This is a genomic window from Panacibacter microcysteis (assembly GCF_015831355.1).
In the GTDB taxonomy this organism is placed as follows: domain Bacteria; phylum Bacteroidota; class Bacteroidia; order Chitinophagales; family Chitinophagaceae; genus Panacibacter; species Panacibacter microcysteis.
On sequence record NZ_JADWYR010000001.1, the window covers coordinates 139,171 to 156,454 of the forward strand.

A 17,284-nucleotide genomic window follows, 5' to 3' on the forward strand; every position below is an offset into this window, starting at 1 on the left:
GCATATTCCACCACGCGGGCAAAGCAAACAAATCTTCAACTTTGGTACTTTAGTTCTGTGGTTTATGCCACGGCTTCTTCACCCAGTTCACCTTCCCATTTGCTCACCACACTGGTGGCAAGTGCATTGCCCAACACATTCGTCATGCTGCGAAACATATCGCAAAAATGATCTATGGGTAATATTAAAGCTACGCCTTCGGGCGGTATTTTAAACATGGCACAGGTGGCCAGCACCACTACCAGCGAAGCACGCGGTACACCTGCAATGCCTTTACTGGTTAACATCAGTACCAGCAACATGGTTAACTGCGTACCGGTATCAAGGTGTATCCCATACGCCTGCGCAATGGCAATACTGGCAAATGTCATATACATCATACTGCCATCCAGATTGAAAGAGTAACCAAGCGGCAATACAAATGAAACAATCTTGTCTTTACAACCAAACCGCTCCAATTCTTCTGTAAGTTTTGGAAAAACGGCTTCGCTGCTTGTTGTGGTAAACGCAATGAACAGTGGCTGCACAATACGCCTAAGTAATGCCGGCATCCTGTTACCCAGCACAATAAACCCAACCGCAATCAATACAATCCACAATGCCATTATACCAAGCAAAAAGTATATAAAGTATTTGGCATAAAATGCAAAAATGGTAAACCCATTAACAGCTATTACTGCGGCTATTGCACCAAATACACCAATGGGTGCAAACTTCATTACATAACCCACCATTTTGAGTATGATATGTGATGCGATATCAAGCGCTTTTATCAGTGGCTTTGCATAATCGCCCATTGCAGCCGTAGCAATACCAAAAAAAATAGAGAAAACAACAATCTGCAGGATTTCATTGCCAGCCATTGCTTCTATCAGGCTTTTAGGAAAAACATGCTCTACAAAATTTTGCAGAGTAAAAGTTTTTGTATTACCAGCCAGTGCACTCACGGCTTCTTTATTGGCCTGGTTGAGATCCAGCCCGGCTCCCGGTTTGAAGAAATTTACCAGTACCATACCCAGCAGCAGGCTGGTAAGTGAGGCGGTAATAAACCACAACAGCGCTTTTCCACCTACACGACCTACCGTTTTAAGATCGCCCAGTTTTGCTATACCTACAACAAGCGTAGCAAATACGAGCGGCGCAATAATCATTTGCACCAGGCGCAGGAAGATAGTGGTAAGTAATTTTATGTTGGTTGAAAAAGAAGTAACAGACTCCGGCGAAGCATTAACGTGTACTGCATAACCTACAGCAGCGCCGAGGATCATAGCACCCAAAATATACCATGTAAGTTTGCCGGAAGACTTCATGCAGGTAGTGTTTATAAAGCCGCAATATAGTATTTAAAAATTAACAGCAGTCTTGCTAAACGGCTTTATAAAAGATTTAAAGCCGAACAAAAAGAAATCCTTATTTTGGCAAATCCATTTTATTAAAAACGAACCAATTGTATGAGTTTATTTGCAAAAAAGTCTTTATCATCTCTTCTTGCGCAGGCAGAGGATAGCGAGAAAGGTTTAAAGAGAACCCTGGGTGCAGGTAACCTGGTAGCGCTTGGAATTGGTGCTATTATTGGTGCAGGTCTGTTTGTAAGAACAGCCGCTGCTGCCGGCCAGGCTGCAGGGCCAGGTGTTACATTATCTTTTATAGTAGCAGCCATCGGTTGTGCTTTTGCCGGTTTATGTTATGCAGAGTTTGCTGCCATGATTCCTATTGCGGGCAGCGCTTATGCTTACAGCTATGCAACAATGGGCGAACTGGTAGCGTGGGTAATTGGCTGGGCACTCATTATGGAATATGCGTTGGGTGCCGCAACCGTTTCTATTGCATGGAGTGAATACCTCAACAAGCTGCTAGGTAACCGAATACCGTATGAATGGTGCCACTCCCCCTTTGAAAGTTTTACAGATTCTGCCGGCATTTTGCATTCAGGCATCGTAAATGCGCCGGCACTGGTAATCTTGTTATTGCTTACCCTGCTGCTTATAAAAGGCACACAGGAAAGTGCTACGGTAAACATGATCATTGTGATCATTAAAGTATCGATCGTTTTACTCTTTATAGCTATTGGCTGGCAGTATATAAATCCTGCCAACCACACACCTTATCTTATTCCTGAAGGAACACCGCCTGTTACAGACCAGGCTGGTAAAGTAATTGCTGACTACAGCGGCTGGAACAAACATGGATGGGGAGGTGTTTTGGGTGGCGCAGCCATTGTATTCTTTGCCTTCATTGGTTTTGATGCAGTAAGTACTGCTGCCCAGGAAGCAAAAAATCCTAAAAGAGACATGCCAATTGGTATACTTGGCTCCCTGGTTGTATGTACCATTTTATACATTTTATTTGGGCACGTTTTAACGGGCGTGGCAAACTGGAAAGATTTTGTAGATCCTGAAAAGGGACGTGAAGCTTCTGTTGCTTATGCCATTAGCACATACATGACAAATTATACCTGGCTGGCTACTGCTGTAACTATAGCAATTCTTGCGGGCTTCTCGTCTGTAATTCTTGTAATGTTAATGGGACAGAGCCGTGTATTTTATACCATGAGCTCTGACGGACTGATACCAAAAGTTTTTAATGAATTGCACCCGAAATTCAAAACACCTTATAAAGCAAACTGGATATTGTTTGTATTTGTTGGTTTGTTTGCAGCTTTTGTACCCGGCCATGTTGCGGGTGATCTTACATCTTTCGGAACATTATTCGCTTTTGTAGTGGTAAGTGCGGGTGTATGGGTATTGCGTAAAAAAGAACCAACCATTCACAGGCCATTCAGGGCACCTGCAGTACCAATTGTTTCGTCTCTTGGTGTGCTTATCTGCTCGGCGATGATTGTAGGCCTGGATACACAAACGCTTACAGTTGCATTGGTTTGGATGGCTATAGGACTGGTGGTTTATTTTCTATACAGCCGCCACCACAGTAAACTGAGAAACCCCTCAGAGATTATACCACACGCAAAAGATTTCAATTAAAAATAAGCCCCGCTTTGCGGGGTTTTTTGTTGTACAGAACTGAAAACCTAATTTTGCCACCGCTCAAAATTTGAGTGGCAGATCTTTTGGAGCCCGGCAACAGTACATGTATGAAGCTGCTGTTGCGTCGCACTCTTGTACTGTATAACATAATGCAACACCTCCGGGTGTAACAGCGTTTACCTGTTCTGTTTAGGCTTTTGCTTATAAGCCGGTAAGAGATACGGAACGCTGCAGCCGCCATAAAAACGGAACGCACAAGTGAGTGACACAACAGGCGATGCCAAAAGAACCAAAGTTGGAAACAAACAATTAAAGTAAAACCCACAACGAATATTTATTATGGGAAGAATTTTTGAAGTTCGTAAAGCCACCATGTTTGCCCGCTGGGACAGGATGGCAAAACAGTTTACCCGCATAGGAAAAGAAATTGCCATTGCCGTAAAAGCCGGCGGACCAGACCCCAACACAAACCCTGCTTTGCGCCGCTGCTTCCAGAATGCGAAGAGTGTAAACATGCCGAAAGACCGCGTGGAAGCAGCTATAAAACGTGCATCGGGCAAGGAAATGGATAACTACGAGGAGATACTTTATGAAGGTTACGGACCACATGGCGTAGCAATACTGGTAGAAACCGCCACCGATAACCATGTACGGACGGTGGCCAATGTGAAAAGCCACTTCAACAAAGGCAACGGCGCACTTGGAAACAGTGGCAGCGTAAGCTTTCAGTTTAAAAAAATGGGTGTTTTTAAACTGAAGCCTGAAGGACTGAACATTGAAGAACTCGAATTTGAGCTGATAGACTTTGGACTGGAAGAAATGGGTGAAAGCGCCGATGATGAAGGTAATAACATTGTTGTATTACGGTGTGCTTTTACAGACTTTGGCAGGCTGCAGAAAGCCCTCGAAGACAAAGGCATTACGCCGCTGAGCTCGGAGCTGGAATGGATTCCTTCTACAACAGTGCCGGTTACCGACGCACAGGCAGAAGACGTAAGTAAACTGATAGAAAGACTGGAGCAGGATGATGACGTAAGTAAGGTGTTTCATAATATGGGATAACATACATTATATTTTAAATATTTGTGAAGAGGCTGATCTTTGGATCAGCCTTTTTTATTTAGCCTAATTTTGCCATCCAATGACGACTGGAGCAGGAAACCTTATTGTATTATTTGATGGCGTTTGCAATTACTGCAACGCCATGGTCAATTTCGCCATTCGCAACGACAGCAATGGAAGGCTGAAATTTTCACCGTTACAATCAGCAACAGGAACTGCATTGAGAAAACAGTATGCAATACCGGAAGAAACAGACAGCCTGGTATTTATTGAAAATGGCAAAGCCTATACCTATGCAGATGCTGCATTGCGCATTGCCGCTTACCTGGACTGGCCGGCAAAATCACTGTTTGCACTGCGCATTTTCCCTTCTTTTATAAGCAACCCTTTGTACAAATGGATTGCTAAAAACAGGTATAAGTGGTTTGGTAAAAAAGATGCCTGTATGTTACCAACACCTGCAGTTAAACGACGCTTCCTGGATTAAATACAATTTCTTTTTGACTGGCCCCAACACTTACGTATTGCCTTGCGTACTATAATGCGAACACCTTACACACAGCTCCCGGGAGTGTGCTAACCAGTTCCATACTAAATATTTTTTTCCTGTTACGGCCTGTGGCCGTATAGGGAGTGCATTACCTAAAACAAATGAACATGCAATTGACGAAGGCGAAAAACATCAAAGGAATCATTGTACTTACACTGACTGTGACCGTTATTTTTATCGGCTGCTCTAAAGAAATTGGTAGCAAAAAAGAAGCTGATACTGCGCTTACAGCTTCACAAAGTGTGGCATCTGAACTTGTATCTGACACAGCCGTTGTAAAATTTTTCAGGTCAACATTTAGTTCGAGGGGCAGCCGAACAGATTTCAGGAACGAAGTGAGCGATACAACAGCGATCATCTCGCTTGACTATGTTATTGAAAAGAAATTTATACCTGCCGGCAGGAACAAAGTATTATTGAATTACGCAGACGGGGGGCTTACAAACAAAGGTTGGAAATATGAACTTACCATTGATCCAAAAACGGGTAATCTTACTCTTGCACCAAATGATGTAATGGCTGCCCAGATTGTACCCGGATCTTTTAAAGTGCTTACAGTAACTTTTGACCGCTACACTTCTACCTTTAACTTTTTCACTGAAGCAAAAGAAGCCAGTAACAACATTGTACACCAGGTTTTTGAAATCGTGACCAGGCAATAACAAGGGGTTTTTGATAATAAAGAAAACTGCAATGGTTTACCGTTGCAGTTTTCTTTTATATAAAACTTTCTGCAAGCTGACTAATGGAATTATTAACGGGATAAAATGATATTATTTTATCAATAACATCCTCCACAACAGCGTCCGGGCAACTTGCACCGCTTGTAATCAGCATTTTTACAGGCGTTGCAGAAGGCAAAAAACTTTTCACAGTTTTTTCTTCTTTTGTTACCCAATTGCAATGAATGATTTCGTCACGGGAAATTATTTTATCAGCGTTGTTTATAAAGTACGTAGGCAGCCTTTGTTCGCAAAGCTCTACCAGGTGAGAAGTATTACTGCTGTTGTATCCACCCACTACAATTGCAAGATCGGCAGGAGTTTCAAGCATGCCTGCTACTGCAGCCTGGTTATCATTCGTGGCGTAACATAATGTATCTCTTGTATCAGAAAAGCGCCCAGCTATTGTAATCTCATCAAGGCCATAATACTTTTTAATAACATCTCTGAGGTATTCGGCAATAGCCTGTGTATCTGTAGCCAGTTGTGTTGTCTGGTTTACCACACCAATCCTCTCCAAATCCCGCATTACATCGAACCCTGCTGAATACCTTCCATTGAATTCGGTATAAAAATGTTCGGCGGGCTTTTCGCCGGTAATATACTTTGCCAGCTCTATAGTTTCACGCATGTCATTCACCACCACTGTGGGTGTATGAGATGATGCATGAGAAAAGGTTGCCCTTGTTTCTTCATGTTTTGGTTTGCCATGTACTACAATACTGTAACCTTTTTTAGCAATTTGCTCGCTGCGGTTCCAAACCTTTTCAACAAAAGGACAGGTGGTATTGTATTGCTCTGTCCTGATGCCTTTTTCATTCAACAGTTTTTCGATAGCCACCGTTGTACCAAATGCCGGAATGATCACCACATCGTCCGGCGTAAGACTGTCGAAAGGAATGATCTGTTTGCCATAAGTATCCTGCAAAAACTGAACACCGCGTGCAGTAAGGTCTGCATTCACCTGGGGATTGTGGATCATTTCACTCAGCAGGAATATTCTCTTGCCGGGATTTTCATCAATCGTATTAAATGCAATTTCTATTGCATTCTCTACACCATAACAAAAACCAAAATGGCGGGCCAGGTATATCTGTACCGGGCCGAAATCGAGCAGTGTAGGCGTAAAGTCTTTTTTTAGTTTATCAGCCTGTTTCCGGTTGTTCTTAATAGCGCTCATTAAATCGCTGCGATATATATTAGGAACGTTGAACTTCTTCATTTGGCTGCGAAGTTAATAAAGTTGGTTTAAAGCCTGTTTTTACTAAAACAAGATTAACGCATGCCATCATTAGTAAAACAGGCAGTTGTAACAACGTTTGCTGCCACACATATAAAGTGCAGTCAATAAACCCAAAATAAAAAAAGGCCTTCCGGCCTTTAATTTTTTTTGTTTTCGTGGTGATGCGCTTTTTCGTTGTGCGTAACCTTGCCTTTATTGATCTCAAACTCCTCGTTTTTCCTGCTGTCCAGGTTATCTCTTACGTCTGGTTTTGGAACATTCGATTTCATGGGCTTTTCCATAGCCTTCTTTTGCGTGTGTGTTGATGATTTCATATGTCAGCATTTGTTGTTTATTTTTTACCGGCAGATTTCTTTGCCGTTTTGGTAGCCGCTTTCTTTGGTGTGGTTTTTTTTGCAGATTTTTTCATTGCTGCCTTTTTTGTTGCTGCTTTACCGGCAGCTTTTTTCGGAGCCGCCTTCTTAGCCGCTTTTTTGGGCGCTGCTTTTGTTGCACTCTTTTTAGAAGAAGCTTTTTTAGGCACTTTCGCACCCTCTTCTCTTGCTTCAGACAAGCCTATTGCAATTGCCTGTTTGGGGTCTGTCACTTTCTTGCCACTACCACTTTTCAATGTTCCTTCTTTCATTTCTTCCATTGCACGCTTAACCTTTGCCTGCGACTTCTTAGCATACTTTGCCATAAATAATGTTTTGAATTAATGGATTAAGTTATCACAGCAAAAGCAGCAAATAGATTGCCAACAACATAACAATACCAAATATGCGCTACAGCAGTTGTTTTGTGTAATTTATTGCACAGCAGGCTGATGCGCGATAATAAACATAATCAGTTCATCCTGCTGTAAACCGGCACGTGCACAGGCATCATTGATGTCATCTCTTGAAACATTTGCGGCAAAAGATTTTTCTTTTAAGCGCTTCTTTACACCTTTCAGATCCATACCCTCATACCCTGCTGGCCGCATCAGCGAATATGCATGTACCAGCCCGCTTAATTCATCAAATGCATACAACATTTTGTCCATCCTGGTTTCAGGCTGCACACCAAAATGCAAGGGCCCGTGAGACGCAATGGCCCGGATTATTTCCGGGTCAATATCTCTTGTTTCAAGCTCTTCAATAATCTTCCTGCAATGTTGCGCAGGCCACTGGTCCCAGTCTGCATCATGTAGTAACCCTGCTAATTCCCAGCGCCATTGATCCTCTTCGCCCAGGTGTTCCTGCTCTGCTGCCCAGCATTTCATTAAGTGCCCAACCTGCTTCATGTGTAACTGCAATTTGGCATTCAACACCCACGTAGTAAAAAGTTCATTTGCTTCCTGCTCAGAAAGAACATTGCCTTTATTCTTTGTATCTCCAAAAGTTGTTCTGTTGAGTAGTAACGATGACATGCACTAATTTTTTACAAACATAAACATTGTAAGTATAGGTGTATTTAGCTGCAGTACATGTATGAAGCTTTTGTTGTGTCACTCACTTGTACTGCATATCTTTATTCAGCTTTGAGCACGTTCAAAATCTATATTGCTGTATGAAATTTATACCTGCACTTTTCCTGCTGCTGTTGTGTACCACAACTAATGTTGGCGCACAAAAATTTATTGGAACCAACGGCAAAGACATTATCGGCCTTGATGGCAAACCCCTGCTGCTAAAAGGCACCAACCTCGGCAACTGGCTGGTACCGGAAGGTTACATGTTTAAATTTAACAATGCCAGCTCGCCAAGGCTCATCAATCAAACATTTGTAGAACTCGTAGGGCCTGATGCAACGAAAGCCTTTTGGAAAAAATATCTTGATGTTTACATTACGCAGGAAGATATTCACTACCTGAAAAGTATTGGCATGAATTCCATTCGCGTACCATTCAATTACCGCCTGTTCACGAATGAGAATTATATGGGTGTAAATGATTCAACGCTCGGTTTTAAAATGCTTGACCGTGTAATAAAGTGGTGTAAAGCAGAAAACCTGTATGTATTGCTGGATATGCACTGCGCACCCGGCGGGCAAACAGGAGATAATATAGATGACAGTTATGGCTATCCTTATATTTTTGAAAACGAAGGCAGCCAGCAGCTATGCATAGATATCTGGAAACGTATTGCAACACATTACGCCAAAGAATCGGTAATACTGGGTTATGACCTGCTAAATGAACCAATTGCACACTACTTCGATAAAGACAAACTAAACCCGCTGCTGGAGCCTTTATACAAACGTATAACCGCTGCCATAAGAACTGTTGACAAAAACCACCTGGTCTTTATTGGCGGTGCACAATGGAATTCCAATTTCAAACCGTTTGGTGCCCCTTTCGATGATAAACTTGTTTACACCTTTCACAAATACTGGACTGCGACCACCGCAGACGTTATACAGGAGTACATTGATTTCAGCAGTAAGTACAATGTGCCGCTGTATTGCGGAGAAACAGGCGAAAACGATGATGCCTGGGTTGAAGCTTTCAGGAAAACAATGGACGCTCATAACATCAGCTGGCATTACTGGCCCTATAAAAAGCTTGATAATACCAGGGGCATTGTTACTTTTCAGGTTCCTCAATATTATGAGCAGGTAATGCAATATGCAGATACGGCAAAAAAGAATTTTGAAGAGGTAAGAAAACTAAGGCCTGCCAACACAGCAGAAATCATTCAGGCATTGGATGGCTTTCTGAAAAATTGTGCTTTTAAAAATTGCACACCAAATAATGGCTATATCAAGGCACTGGGTTTTAAAGCTGAGTAAAATCTATGCAGTCAACGCCTGCAACTTTTCTTGTGCAGCGCCCGGTAGCAATGCAATTTTTCGTTTGGCATAATCGAAGCAGAGCATACCTGTCTTGGCTTTTGCCGCCAGCGCGTAACCGCCCGGCTGGTTAACTTCTATTTTGTAAAAAAGATCGAAGCCGTATTTGTCGAAACCCGCAGCTACAACGGATATCTTAATATCATCACCTTGTACCAATTCTTTCTTGTACTCGATTGCAGCATCTGCCATAATAAGACCTGCTCCTTCGAATGAAACTTCGCCATAGCCATGGCGCTTCAGGTATTCGTGACGTGCTTCATGCAGCAGTGAAAGAAAAGTATCATTACCAACATGCCCGCCAAAATTGAGGTCTGTTATGCGTATACGCAATTCTACTGAAAAACTGAAAACATCGGGAAGGTTTACTTTTACTCGTTCCATGCTGGTTGTTTTTGAAGAAAAGCAATCAATTGATCCGTTGCTTTTCTTCTATGGCTGTAAATATTCTTTTCGTCGATGGTCATTTCAGCAAATGTTTTGTCAGCACCGTCGGGTATGAACACCGGATCGTAGCCGAAACCTTTGTTTCCTTTTTGATCTCGGATAATAACACCATTACATATGCCTTCAAAAAGATATTCTGTGTTGTTCCATATTAAAGAGATTACCGTTCTAAACCTTGCTGTATGGTCTGTTTTGTTTTGCAGCTTACGCAACAACTTGTCTATATTGGCCTGAAAATCTCTTCCTTCACCTGCATACCTTGCACTTTTTACCCCGGGCTCTCCATTGAGCGCCGCTGTTTCAAGACCGGTATCTTCACTAAAGCAATGTAGCTTTGTAAGCTGGTATATCGTGGTTGACTTTTCTGTGGCGTTTGCTTCAAGGGTATCATGCGGCTCGGGAATATCTATATCTATTCCTGCCTCTTTCATTGTAATAACCCGGAATTTTTCCCCGATCACTTTTCTTATCTCTGCCACTTTATGATCGTTGTTCGTTGCAAAAATGATTGTTCGTTGCTCCATAATAGTGTTTATAACTGCTATTAATCCCAAATAAAAGGCCTGTCAATTTTCATGGCTCTCAGGTAAGAAAGAAACTGCCCTGCATGTACAGATTCGTGGTAAGCAATTCTTAGCAGGTAATCAGCCAGGTTTTTTTCTGCACCATTGCCCGGATGTATGATGGTGGTTGCTGACAATTGCTCTTCTGAAAAACTGTTTACACTCCTCAGAAAAGTTTCACGGTAAGGCTGGGCAAATATTATCTCATCCTGTACACTTATAAAATCTCTGCCATCCCATGGTGTCTTGTAGTTGGTCATATCACCTTTGTTGATGATAATGTTCCAGCCGTAATCTGCCTGCAATACATGGCGAACCAGTTCAATTGCGCTCATGGCAGCATCATCCGGTTTCCAGTAATTGCAGGCTTCGGGCAAGCCATTCCACAGCATGATACTACGGCGTCTTACTTCTTCAAAATTTCTAAGTATTAATGCTTTCTTTTCCATAGAAGGCAGGCTATAATTTTAAAGACAAGGTCTATATATTGTTACGATCAGATCTTCGTGTTTGCTCAATAAAGTTTCCGGCAGTACAAGAGTGCGACGCAACAAAAGCTTAATGCCTGCACTGCAGCCCGGCTCCAAAAGATTTATACATTGAATATGACTTTAAGGCGTTCCCAGAGATTGCGCTTTTCAGCTTTTATTGCATCGCTGGTTTTATCAGCCGAAAGTGTAACAGCGGGTGCAATCATAAACGTGGTGCCACCGTATTTTTGTACCTGGTAGCTGGGTATGCTGAATGGCAAACCAATTTCTTCTGCCTTTACATCAAACATTAATACATGTTGCGGTTGTAACTGCTCCTGTAACAGGGTAAATGTTATTCCGGGTTTTAGGTTTACAATGGCGACGTCTGCCAGGTTTAGCCTGCAAGCAGCCAGCAATTTACTCAATGTTCCCAGCCACTCATCGTTGATATGCACTGCTGCTTCATCCTTTAAGAGTATGACCACGTTTCTTTTATTGTCACCCAAAAACCATTTTTTTGGTATTGGTGGTGGTGCACTTTCCTCATTGCTTGTTTTGTTAGTAAATTGCCGCGGCTTTTTTGCGGGTTCCTGCTGCTCAAAACGATCTTCTGTAATAACAAGCGCGTCTTTGAAAAGCCCCGCAAGTATGAAATGAGGTAATGAAGTTGACATTTGAATTACTGTTAACGTTCGTTAGTTTTCTTTTTTACTTTTCTTTGCAACAAATTTAGCGATATGACAGACGCACTTGAAATCAATGTTACCAAAGCTGAGCGCAGCAAACTAAAAGACCTGAACCTTGAGAATATTCCTTTCGGTAAATATTTTACTGATCATATGCTGGAAGCCGATTATGAAAACGGGGAATGGAAAAATGTGGAGATAAAGCCTTACCAGCCACTGCTGCTGGAACCATCATTATCGGCATTGCATTATGGCCAGGCAATTTTTGAAGGCATAAAAGCATACCGCAGCGAAGATGGCGATGCATTTATTTTCAGGCCGTACGACAATTTCCGCAGGTTTAACCAGTCTGCTGAAAGGATGAATATGCCTGAAATACCCGAAGACATTTTCATAGAAGGAATGAAACAGCTGATTGACCTGGATCGTAATTGGATTCCTGCAAAACCAGACCACTCATTGTATATACGGCCGGTAATGTTTTCAACAGACACTACACTGGGTGTAAAACCTTCTGACACATATAAGTTCCTGATACTGCTGAGCCCCACGGGGCCGTATTATGCCGCCCCCATGAAAATTGCCGTAGAAGAAAAATACACCCGTGCGGCACCGGGTGGCGTTGGTTTTTCAAAGAATGCAGGCAACTATGGCGGCAGTATGAAGGCTGCAACAGATGCGAAAAAGCTTGGCTACGACCAGGTATTGTGGACAGATGCATTTGAACACAAATGGTTGCAGGAAGTTGGCATGATGAACGTATTTTTTATAATCAATGGTCTGGCCGTTACACCTTCGCTTGAGGAGGGGACCATTTTGGCGGGAGTTACGAGAGACAGTGCGATTATGCTCCTGAAAGATATGGGCTTTACCGTTGATGAGCGAAAAATAAGCATAGATGAATTGACGTCTGCGTACAGCAAAGGGTATTTGCAGGAAGTCTTTGGTACAGGTACCGCGGCAACCATAGCAATGATCAAAGAACTTAAATATAAAGACCAGGTGATGGAGTTTGAACCGGCAAACTTTAAAATAGCCGCCGAACTAAAAAACAGAATGAACGCTATAAAAGAAGGAAAAGCTGAAGACAAATATGGCTGGCTTATAAAAATCTAAATGGTAAAAATGAGCGGTTTGCAGCCGCTCATTTTATTTTTTTATAGCTTTGTTTTCCACAATCACGGTACATTTTAGGCAGAAATCGATATTATGTTCAAAAAAAAAGATGATCTATTTGGAATTTTACCGTGAGGCTTATACCTTTGCCGTCCCAAAATAATTGGTACATAATGCCTACAATACAACAGTTAGTAAGAAAGGGCCGTGAGATTATCAGGGCGAAGAGCAAATCCAGGGCTTTGGATGCCTGCCCTCAACGTCGCGGTGTTTGCACAAGGGTTTATACCACTACACCAAAGAAACCAAACTCAGCTTTGCGTAAAGTTGCAAAGGTGCGTTTGACGAATAAAGTAGAGGTTATCGCATACATCCCGGGTGAAGGCCACAACCTCCAGGAGCACTCTATCGTTTTGATCCGTGGTGGTCGTGTAAAAGATTTACCGGGTGTACGTTATCACATCGTACGTGGTAGTCTTGATACTGCCGGTGTAAAAGACCGCAAACAGAGCCGCTCTAAATACGGTACCAAGAAAGAAAAAGCAAAGAAAAAATAATTAAATCAACGTAATCTTCAGATATGCGTAAGTCGCAAGCCAAAAAATTACCATTAGCGCCGGATGCACGCTATAATGATAAACTGGTTACCCGTTTTATCAATAACCTGATGTGGCAGGGCAAGAAAAGTGTAGCTATCAACATTTTTTATGATGCTGTAGATAAAGTATCTAAAATAACCGGTGATGATGGCTATGAAATATGGAAAAAAGCATTGGGTAATGTAACGCCTGCTGTAGAAGTACGCAGCCGCAGAATTGGTGGTGCAACTTTCCAGATTCCGACAGAAGTACGTCTTGACAGAAAGATTTCTTTAAGTATGAAATGGCTGATCCGTTACAGCCGTGAGCGAAATGGTAAAACAATGGCAGATAAACTGGCCAATGAAATAGTAGCAGCAAGCAAAGGTGAAGGTGCAGCTTACAAAAAGAAAGAAGACACGCATCGTATGGCAGAAGCGAACAAAGCATTCAGCCACTTTAAAGTATAGCACATTTTGGATTAGAAATACTGAGGCCACCGGAATACCGGTGGCTTTTTTTATTTTTTGTACCCGGCAGTTGATTGGTGCATCAGCTTTGGTTGCGTCGCACTCTTGTACATAAGGAAGATGGCAGCAACGAAGCTAAATGAGCTGCCCTGCTTATACCAAAAATATAGCGCATGTTTCTCTTGCATGCGCTCCGGGAAATACCCTTAATAAAAGAAATACATAGAACATTACTTTAGCAGGAGTTTACATTCTTCCAGCAGCTTCGCTTTATCAACAGCTACGGTTCCTACCTCTTCACACACCTGTCCGCCGGCCACATTGGCAACCTGTGCAGCAAGTGTAACATCTTTTGTGGCTGCATAAACAAGTGAAGCGACTGCAATAACAGTATCTCCGGCGCCACTTACATCGGCAATATTGCGGGCATGTGTTGGTATTACCCTGGCATAGTTGCCTTTTTGTATATAAACACCTTTTTCAGAGAGCGTGATCAAAGATATTTTGTGCTGCAACTGCGCATTTAATTCGGTGTGTATTTGTCTCAGCGTTTGCTCATTTACGGCTTCTATAATAAGATTGAGCCCTTCGGTAACTTCCTTCAGGTTCGGTTTAAAAATATCTACATTCTTAAAAGCAAAAAAGTTCTTTTTCTTGGGATCAACCGTTGTAACAATATCATGTTCTTTGCAAACAGCGATAATGTTTTCGATCAATGTTTGAGTAAGTACCCCTTTATTGTAATCTTCAAATATAACCACCGACGGTTTATGTCTTTTTACATAAGCAATAAAGTTCTTTACCAGGGTTTCTTCGTCTTCTTTTGAGATATAATGCGTAACCTCTGAGTCGAGCCGCATCATTTGCTGGTTGCGGCTGATGATGCGTATTTTATTAGTTGTTATCCTGTCTGCACTTTTTACAATATATTTTGTATCAATATGCTGATCCTGTAAAAGTCCACACAACATTTCGGCATCTTCATCAGCACCGGTTACCGTAAACAGTGTTGTTTCTGCACCAAGAGAAATAGTATTCAATGCTACATTACCTGCACCGCCTATACGCTGCTCTTTATTTCTTAACGCCACTACGGGTACAGGTGCTTCAGGTGAAATCCTGTCTACCTTGCCCCACCAGTAGGTATCCAGCATTACATCACCTATTACAGCCACTTTAAGATCAGCAAATGCTGCAAATAATTTATTGAAATCGTTCATACTATCTGTTTATGATATTACGGCAGTTTGCAAATGTATCTATTCGCCTTTAATTACTCAACCGGTAAAAATACACGACAGCGGCTTTGCCAATGCTGCAAAGCGAACAGGAAGTACAAGAGTGCGACGCAACAAAGTTCAATAGCAGCAATGAAGCCGGGCTCACATAAACCTTACATACGTTCATCAAATTAACAGCAACAATGGCCACCTAATTATTACATTGCCACAAATTTTATTTATGAACAGATACATTGCACTGGCAGTGCTGCTGGCAATGAGCGCATCGTGCAGCGAAACAAAAAAAGAGGCTGACAAACCTGATGTACTTGCGGCCAATATGGACAGCACGGTAAACCCTGCAGATGATTTTTTTGATTATGCAAATGGTGGCTGGATAAAAAAGAACCCTATACCAGCCGAGGAAAGCAGTTGGGGCATTGGCAACCTTGTAATTGAAGAAAACCAGAAGCGTTTACGTATTATTAATGAAGAAGCGGCCAAAGCCAATGCGGCGCAAGGCAGTAATGAGCAAAAGATAGGCGACTTCTGGACCACTGCCATGGATTCTGCAAAAATTGAGCAGGAAGGCATAAAACCCATACAGCCATACCTCGATAAAATTGCAGCAATAAAAGATGTTACCTCACTGCAAAGCACCATGGCTGAGCTGGACCGCATGGGTGTGGATGGCGTAATTGCTTTTGGTGTAAGCCAGGACGCAAAAAACAGCACTGTATATGCCTTGCAAATGTGGCAAACAGGACTGGGACTGCCGGAAAGAGAATTCTATTTTAAAACAGACAGCACTTCTCAAAACATACGGAACAAATATGTGACATATATAGCTACAATGCTTTCCATGCTGGGTAGTGACAGTGTTGCGGCTAACACGGGTGCAAAAAACATACTGGCGCTGGAAACTGCACTGGCACAATCTCACCGTAAAATTGAAGACCTGAGAGACCCTTACGCCAACTATAATAAGTTCGCGGTAAAAGACCTCAGTAAAGTCTCAACCGTTATAAACTGGAATAATTACATGACCATTTTTGATGTGGCCAAAGTTGATTCTGTAATTATCGGCCAGCCTGAATATTACACCACTGCGGGCAAAGTGCTGCAATCAACAGCAATTGAAACATGGAAAGATTACCTGCGCCTTAACCTGGTACAGGCATTTTCTATTGCCTTGCCTGACGCATTTGGCAGGGAAGATTTTGAATTCAGCAAACTGTTTACAGGTGCTACAGAACGAAAGCCGCGCTGGAAAAGGGTTATACGCTCTGAAGAAAACGTAATGGGCGAACTGCTTGGCCAGTTGTATGTAAAAGAATTCTTTAATGAAACTGCGAAAAAGCGGTATGAAACCCTTGCAGAACAAATTCGCGGAGCTTTACAAAACCGTATCCAAAACCTGGCGTGGATGAGTGACAGTACCAAAGCAAAGGCGCAGGCAAAACTGGCATCTGTTACAAAAAAGATCGGCTACCCGGATAAATGGAAAGATTTCTCTGCACTGAAAGTTGGCAAAGAGAGTTATGTGCAAAACCTGATCAATGCTTCTTTGTGGTGGCACAACTATAACGTAAACAAACTGGGCAAACCGGTAGATAAAGACGAGTGGGACATGTACCCTCAAACATACAATGCATATTACAATCCTTCCAATAACGAAATAGTAATGCCTGCAGGCATCTTTACGGTACCCGGTTATAAAGATGAAGAACTGGATGATGCTGTGGTATATGGCTATGGCGGTGCTTCCACGATCGGCCACGAACTTACACACGGCTTCGATGATGAAGGCAGGCAGTTTGATGCACAAGGCAACCTCGAAAGCTGGTGGACTAAAGATGATGAAAAGAAATTTACCGACCGCGCAGATGTTATGGTAAAGCAATTTGGCAACTATGTGGTAGTAGACACTTTCAAGATAAACGGCAAAGCTACATTGGGTGAAAACATTGCAGATCTTGGTGGCATTCTGCTGGGGTGGGATGCATTTAAAAACACCGAACAATACAAAAAGAACGAAAAGCTTGCGGGCCTCTCCCCCGCCCAAAGATATTTTATGGGTTATGCACTTGGCTGGCTCGGTCACACAAGGGAGCAGCAATTAAGAACACAGGTTCTTACAGATGTACACTCGCCTGCAAAATTCCGTGTAAACGGGCCTATGAGCGATGTAGATGCATTTTACGAAACCTTCAATGTAAAGCAGGGAAATAAGATGTTTATCCCAGACAGCGCAAGAGTGCGGATCTGGTAAATTACAATTAACCAAACAGCAGTACAAGGGTGAGGCATCGTTGCGTCGCACTCTTGTACTTCCTGTACATTACTCAGCACCGACCAG

19 protein-coding genes are annotated in these 17,284 nt (G+C 42.4%); 9 read left to right on the top strand and 10 right to left on the bottom strand.

The features are described from left to right. Positions 1-62: 62 nt before the first annotated feature. Complete coding sequence (locus I5907_RS00610; protein ID WP_196988814.1) at positions 63-1,310, bottom strand: dicarboxylate/amino acid:cation symporter; 1,248 nt, start codon at positions 1,308-1,310, stop codon at positions 63-65. 141 nt (positions 1,311-1,451) lie between these two features. Here I5907_RS00610 and I5907_RS00615 point away from each other — a divergent pair, with 141 nt between their 5' ends. The 4 genes from I5907_RS00615 (at position 1,452) to I5907_RS00630 (ending at position 5,258) form a co-directional block, all read left to right on the top strand. After that, positions 1,452-2,981: an amino acid permease gene (locus I5907_RS00615; protein WP_196988815.1), complete on the top strand. Its 1,530-nt coding sequence runs from the start codon at positions 1,452-1,454 to the stop codon at positions 2,979-2,981. A 342-nt stretch (positions 2,982-3,323) separates the two neighbouring features. Beyond that, complete coding sequence (locus I5907_RS00620) at positions 3,324-4,046, top strand: YebC/PmpR family DNA-binding transcriptional regulator (protein WP_196988816.1); 723 nt, start codon at positions 3,324-3,326, stop codon at positions 4,044-4,046. Positions 4,047-4,125: 79 nt separating this feature from the next. Continuing rightward, entirely contained in the window at positions 4,126-4,533 is a 408-nt protein-coding gene (locus I5907_RS00625) for a thiol-disulfide oxidoreductase DCC family protein (protein WP_196988817.1), read from the top strand. A gap of 170 nt (positions 4,534-4,703) precedes the next feature. Further along, positions 4,704-5,258: a hypothetical protein gene (locus I5907_RS00630; RefSeq protein ID WP_196988818.1), complete on the top strand. Its 555-nt coding sequence runs from the start codon at positions 4,704-4,706 to the stop codon at positions 5,256-5,258. A gap of 55 nt (positions 5,259-5,313) precedes the next feature. On the opposite strand, the gene I5907_RS00635 is transcribed toward I5907_RS00630, so the two are convergent. The 4 genes from I5907_RS00635 to I5907_RS00650 all read right to left on the bottom strand — a co-directional run bounded on the left by I5907_RS00635 (position 5,314) and on the right by I5907_RS00650 (position 7,951). Further along, complete coding sequence (locus I5907_RS00635; protein ID WP_196988819.1) at positions 5,314-6,540, bottom strand: 4-hydroxy-3-methylbut-2-enyl diphosphate reductase; 1,227 nt, start codon at positions 6,538-6,540, stop codon at positions 5,314-5,316. Positions 6,541-6,698: 158 nt separating this feature from the next. Continuing rightward, the gene (locus tag I5907_RS00640; RefSeq protein WP_196988820.1) at positions 6,699-6,875 is read right to left on the bottom strand and encodes a hypothetical protein; all 177 of its coding nucleotides are present in this window, start codon (positions 6,873-6,875) and stop codon (positions 6,699-6,701) included. Positions 6,876-6,892: 17 nt separating this feature from the next. Continuing rightward, positions 6,893-7,240: a DUF6496 domain-containing protein gene (locus tag I5907_RS00645; RefSeq protein ID WP_196988821.1), complete on the bottom strand. Its 348-nt coding sequence runs from the start codon at positions 7,238-7,240 to the stop codon at positions 6,893-6,895. 108 nt (positions 7,241-7,348) lie between these two features. After that, the gene (locus I5907_RS00650; RefSeq protein WP_196988822.1) at positions 7,349-7,951 is read right to left on the bottom strand and encodes a hydrolase; all 603 of its coding nucleotides are present in this window, start codon (positions 7,949-7,951) and stop codon (positions 7,349-7,351) included. 140 nt (positions 7,952-8,091) lie between these two features. On the opposite strand from I5907_RS00650, the gene I5907_RS00655 reads away from it, so the two are divergent. Beyond that, positions 8,092-9,312 carry a glycoside hydrolase family 5 protein gene (locus I5907_RS00655; protein WP_196988823.1) on the top strand — a complete coding sequence of 407 codons (1,221 nt, stop codon included), beginning with the start codon at positions 8,092-8,094 and terminating at the stop codon, positions 9,310-9,312. Between the two features lie 3 nt (positions 9,313-9,315). Here the strand turns inward: I5907_RS00655 and I5907_RS00660 are convergent, their stop codons facing one another. The 4 genes from I5907_RS00660 to I5907_RS00675 form a co-directional block, all read right to left on the bottom strand. After that, positions 9,316-9,756 carry an acyl-CoA thioesterase gene (locus I5907_RS00660; RefSeq protein WP_196988824.1) on the bottom strand — a complete coding sequence of 147 codons (441 nt, stop codon included), beginning with the start codon at positions 9,754-9,756 and terminating at the stop codon, positions 9,316-9,318. Beyond that, positions 9,744-10,343 carry an RdgB/HAM1 family non-canonical purine NTP pyrophosphatase gene (gene rdgB, locus I5907_RS00665; protein ID WP_196988825.1) on the bottom strand — a complete coding sequence of 200 codons (600 nt, stop codon included), beginning with the start codon at positions 10,341-10,343 and terminating at the stop codon, positions 9,744-9,746. Before rdgB ends, I5907_RS00660 begins: the two co-directional genes overlap by 13 nt. 20 nt (positions 10,344-10,363) lie before the next feature. Continuing rightward, a complete protein-coding gene (locus tag I5907_RS00670) occupies positions 10,364-10,831 on the bottom strand; it encodes a DinB family protein (protein ID WP_196988826.1) in 468 nt (155 codons plus the stop codon). Positions 10,832-10,974: 143 nt separating this feature from the next. After that, entirely contained in the window at positions 10,975-11,529 is a 555-nt protein-coding gene (locus I5907_RS00675; RefSeq protein ID WP_196988827.1) for a hypothetical protein, read from the bottom strand. A 63-nt stretch (positions 11,530-11,592) separates the two neighbouring features. On the opposite strand from I5907_RS00675, the gene I5907_RS00680 reads away from it, so the two are divergent. From I5907_RS00680 to rpsG, 3 genes are all read left to right on the top strand, one after another. Beyond that, the gene (locus I5907_RS00680) at positions 11,593-12,657 is read left to right on the top strand and encodes a branched-chain amino acid aminotransferase (RefSeq protein WP_196988828.1); all 1,065 of its coding nucleotides are present in this window, start codon (positions 11,593-11,595) and stop codon (positions 12,655-12,657) included. Positions 12,658-12,830: 173 nt separating this feature from the next. Beyond that, on the top strand, positions 12,831-13,214 hold the full coding sequence (gene rpsL, locus I5907_RS00685; RefSeq protein WP_196988829.1) for a 30S ribosomal protein S12: 384 nt from the start codon (positions 12,831-12,833) through the stop codon (positions 13,212-13,214). A gap of 23 nt (positions 13,215-13,237) precedes the next feature. Beyond that, positions 13,238-13,705: a 30S ribosomal protein S7 gene (gene rpsG, locus I5907_RS00690; RefSeq protein ID WP_196988830.1), complete on the top strand. Its 468-nt coding sequence runs from the start codon at positions 13,238-13,240 to the stop codon at positions 13,703-13,705. Between the two features lie 230 nt (positions 13,706-13,935). On the opposite strand, the gene I5907_RS00695 is transcribed toward rpsG, so the two are convergent. Beyond that, a complete protein-coding gene (locus I5907_RS00695; protein ID WP_196988831.1) occupies positions 13,936-14,925 on the bottom strand; it encodes a bifunctional heptose 7-phosphate kinase/heptose 1-phosphate adenyltransferase in 990 nt (329 codons plus the stop codon). Between the two features lie 241 nt (positions 14,926-15,166). Here I5907_RS00695 and I5907_RS00700 point away from each other — a divergent pair, with 241 nt between their 5' ends. Further along, on the top strand, positions 15,167-17,197 hold the full coding sequence (locus I5907_RS00700; protein ID WP_196988832.1) for a M13 family metallopeptidase: 2,031 nt from the start codon (positions 15,167-15,169) through the stop codon (positions 17,195-17,197). The last annotated feature ends 87 nt before the right edge of the window (positions 17,198-17,284 follow it).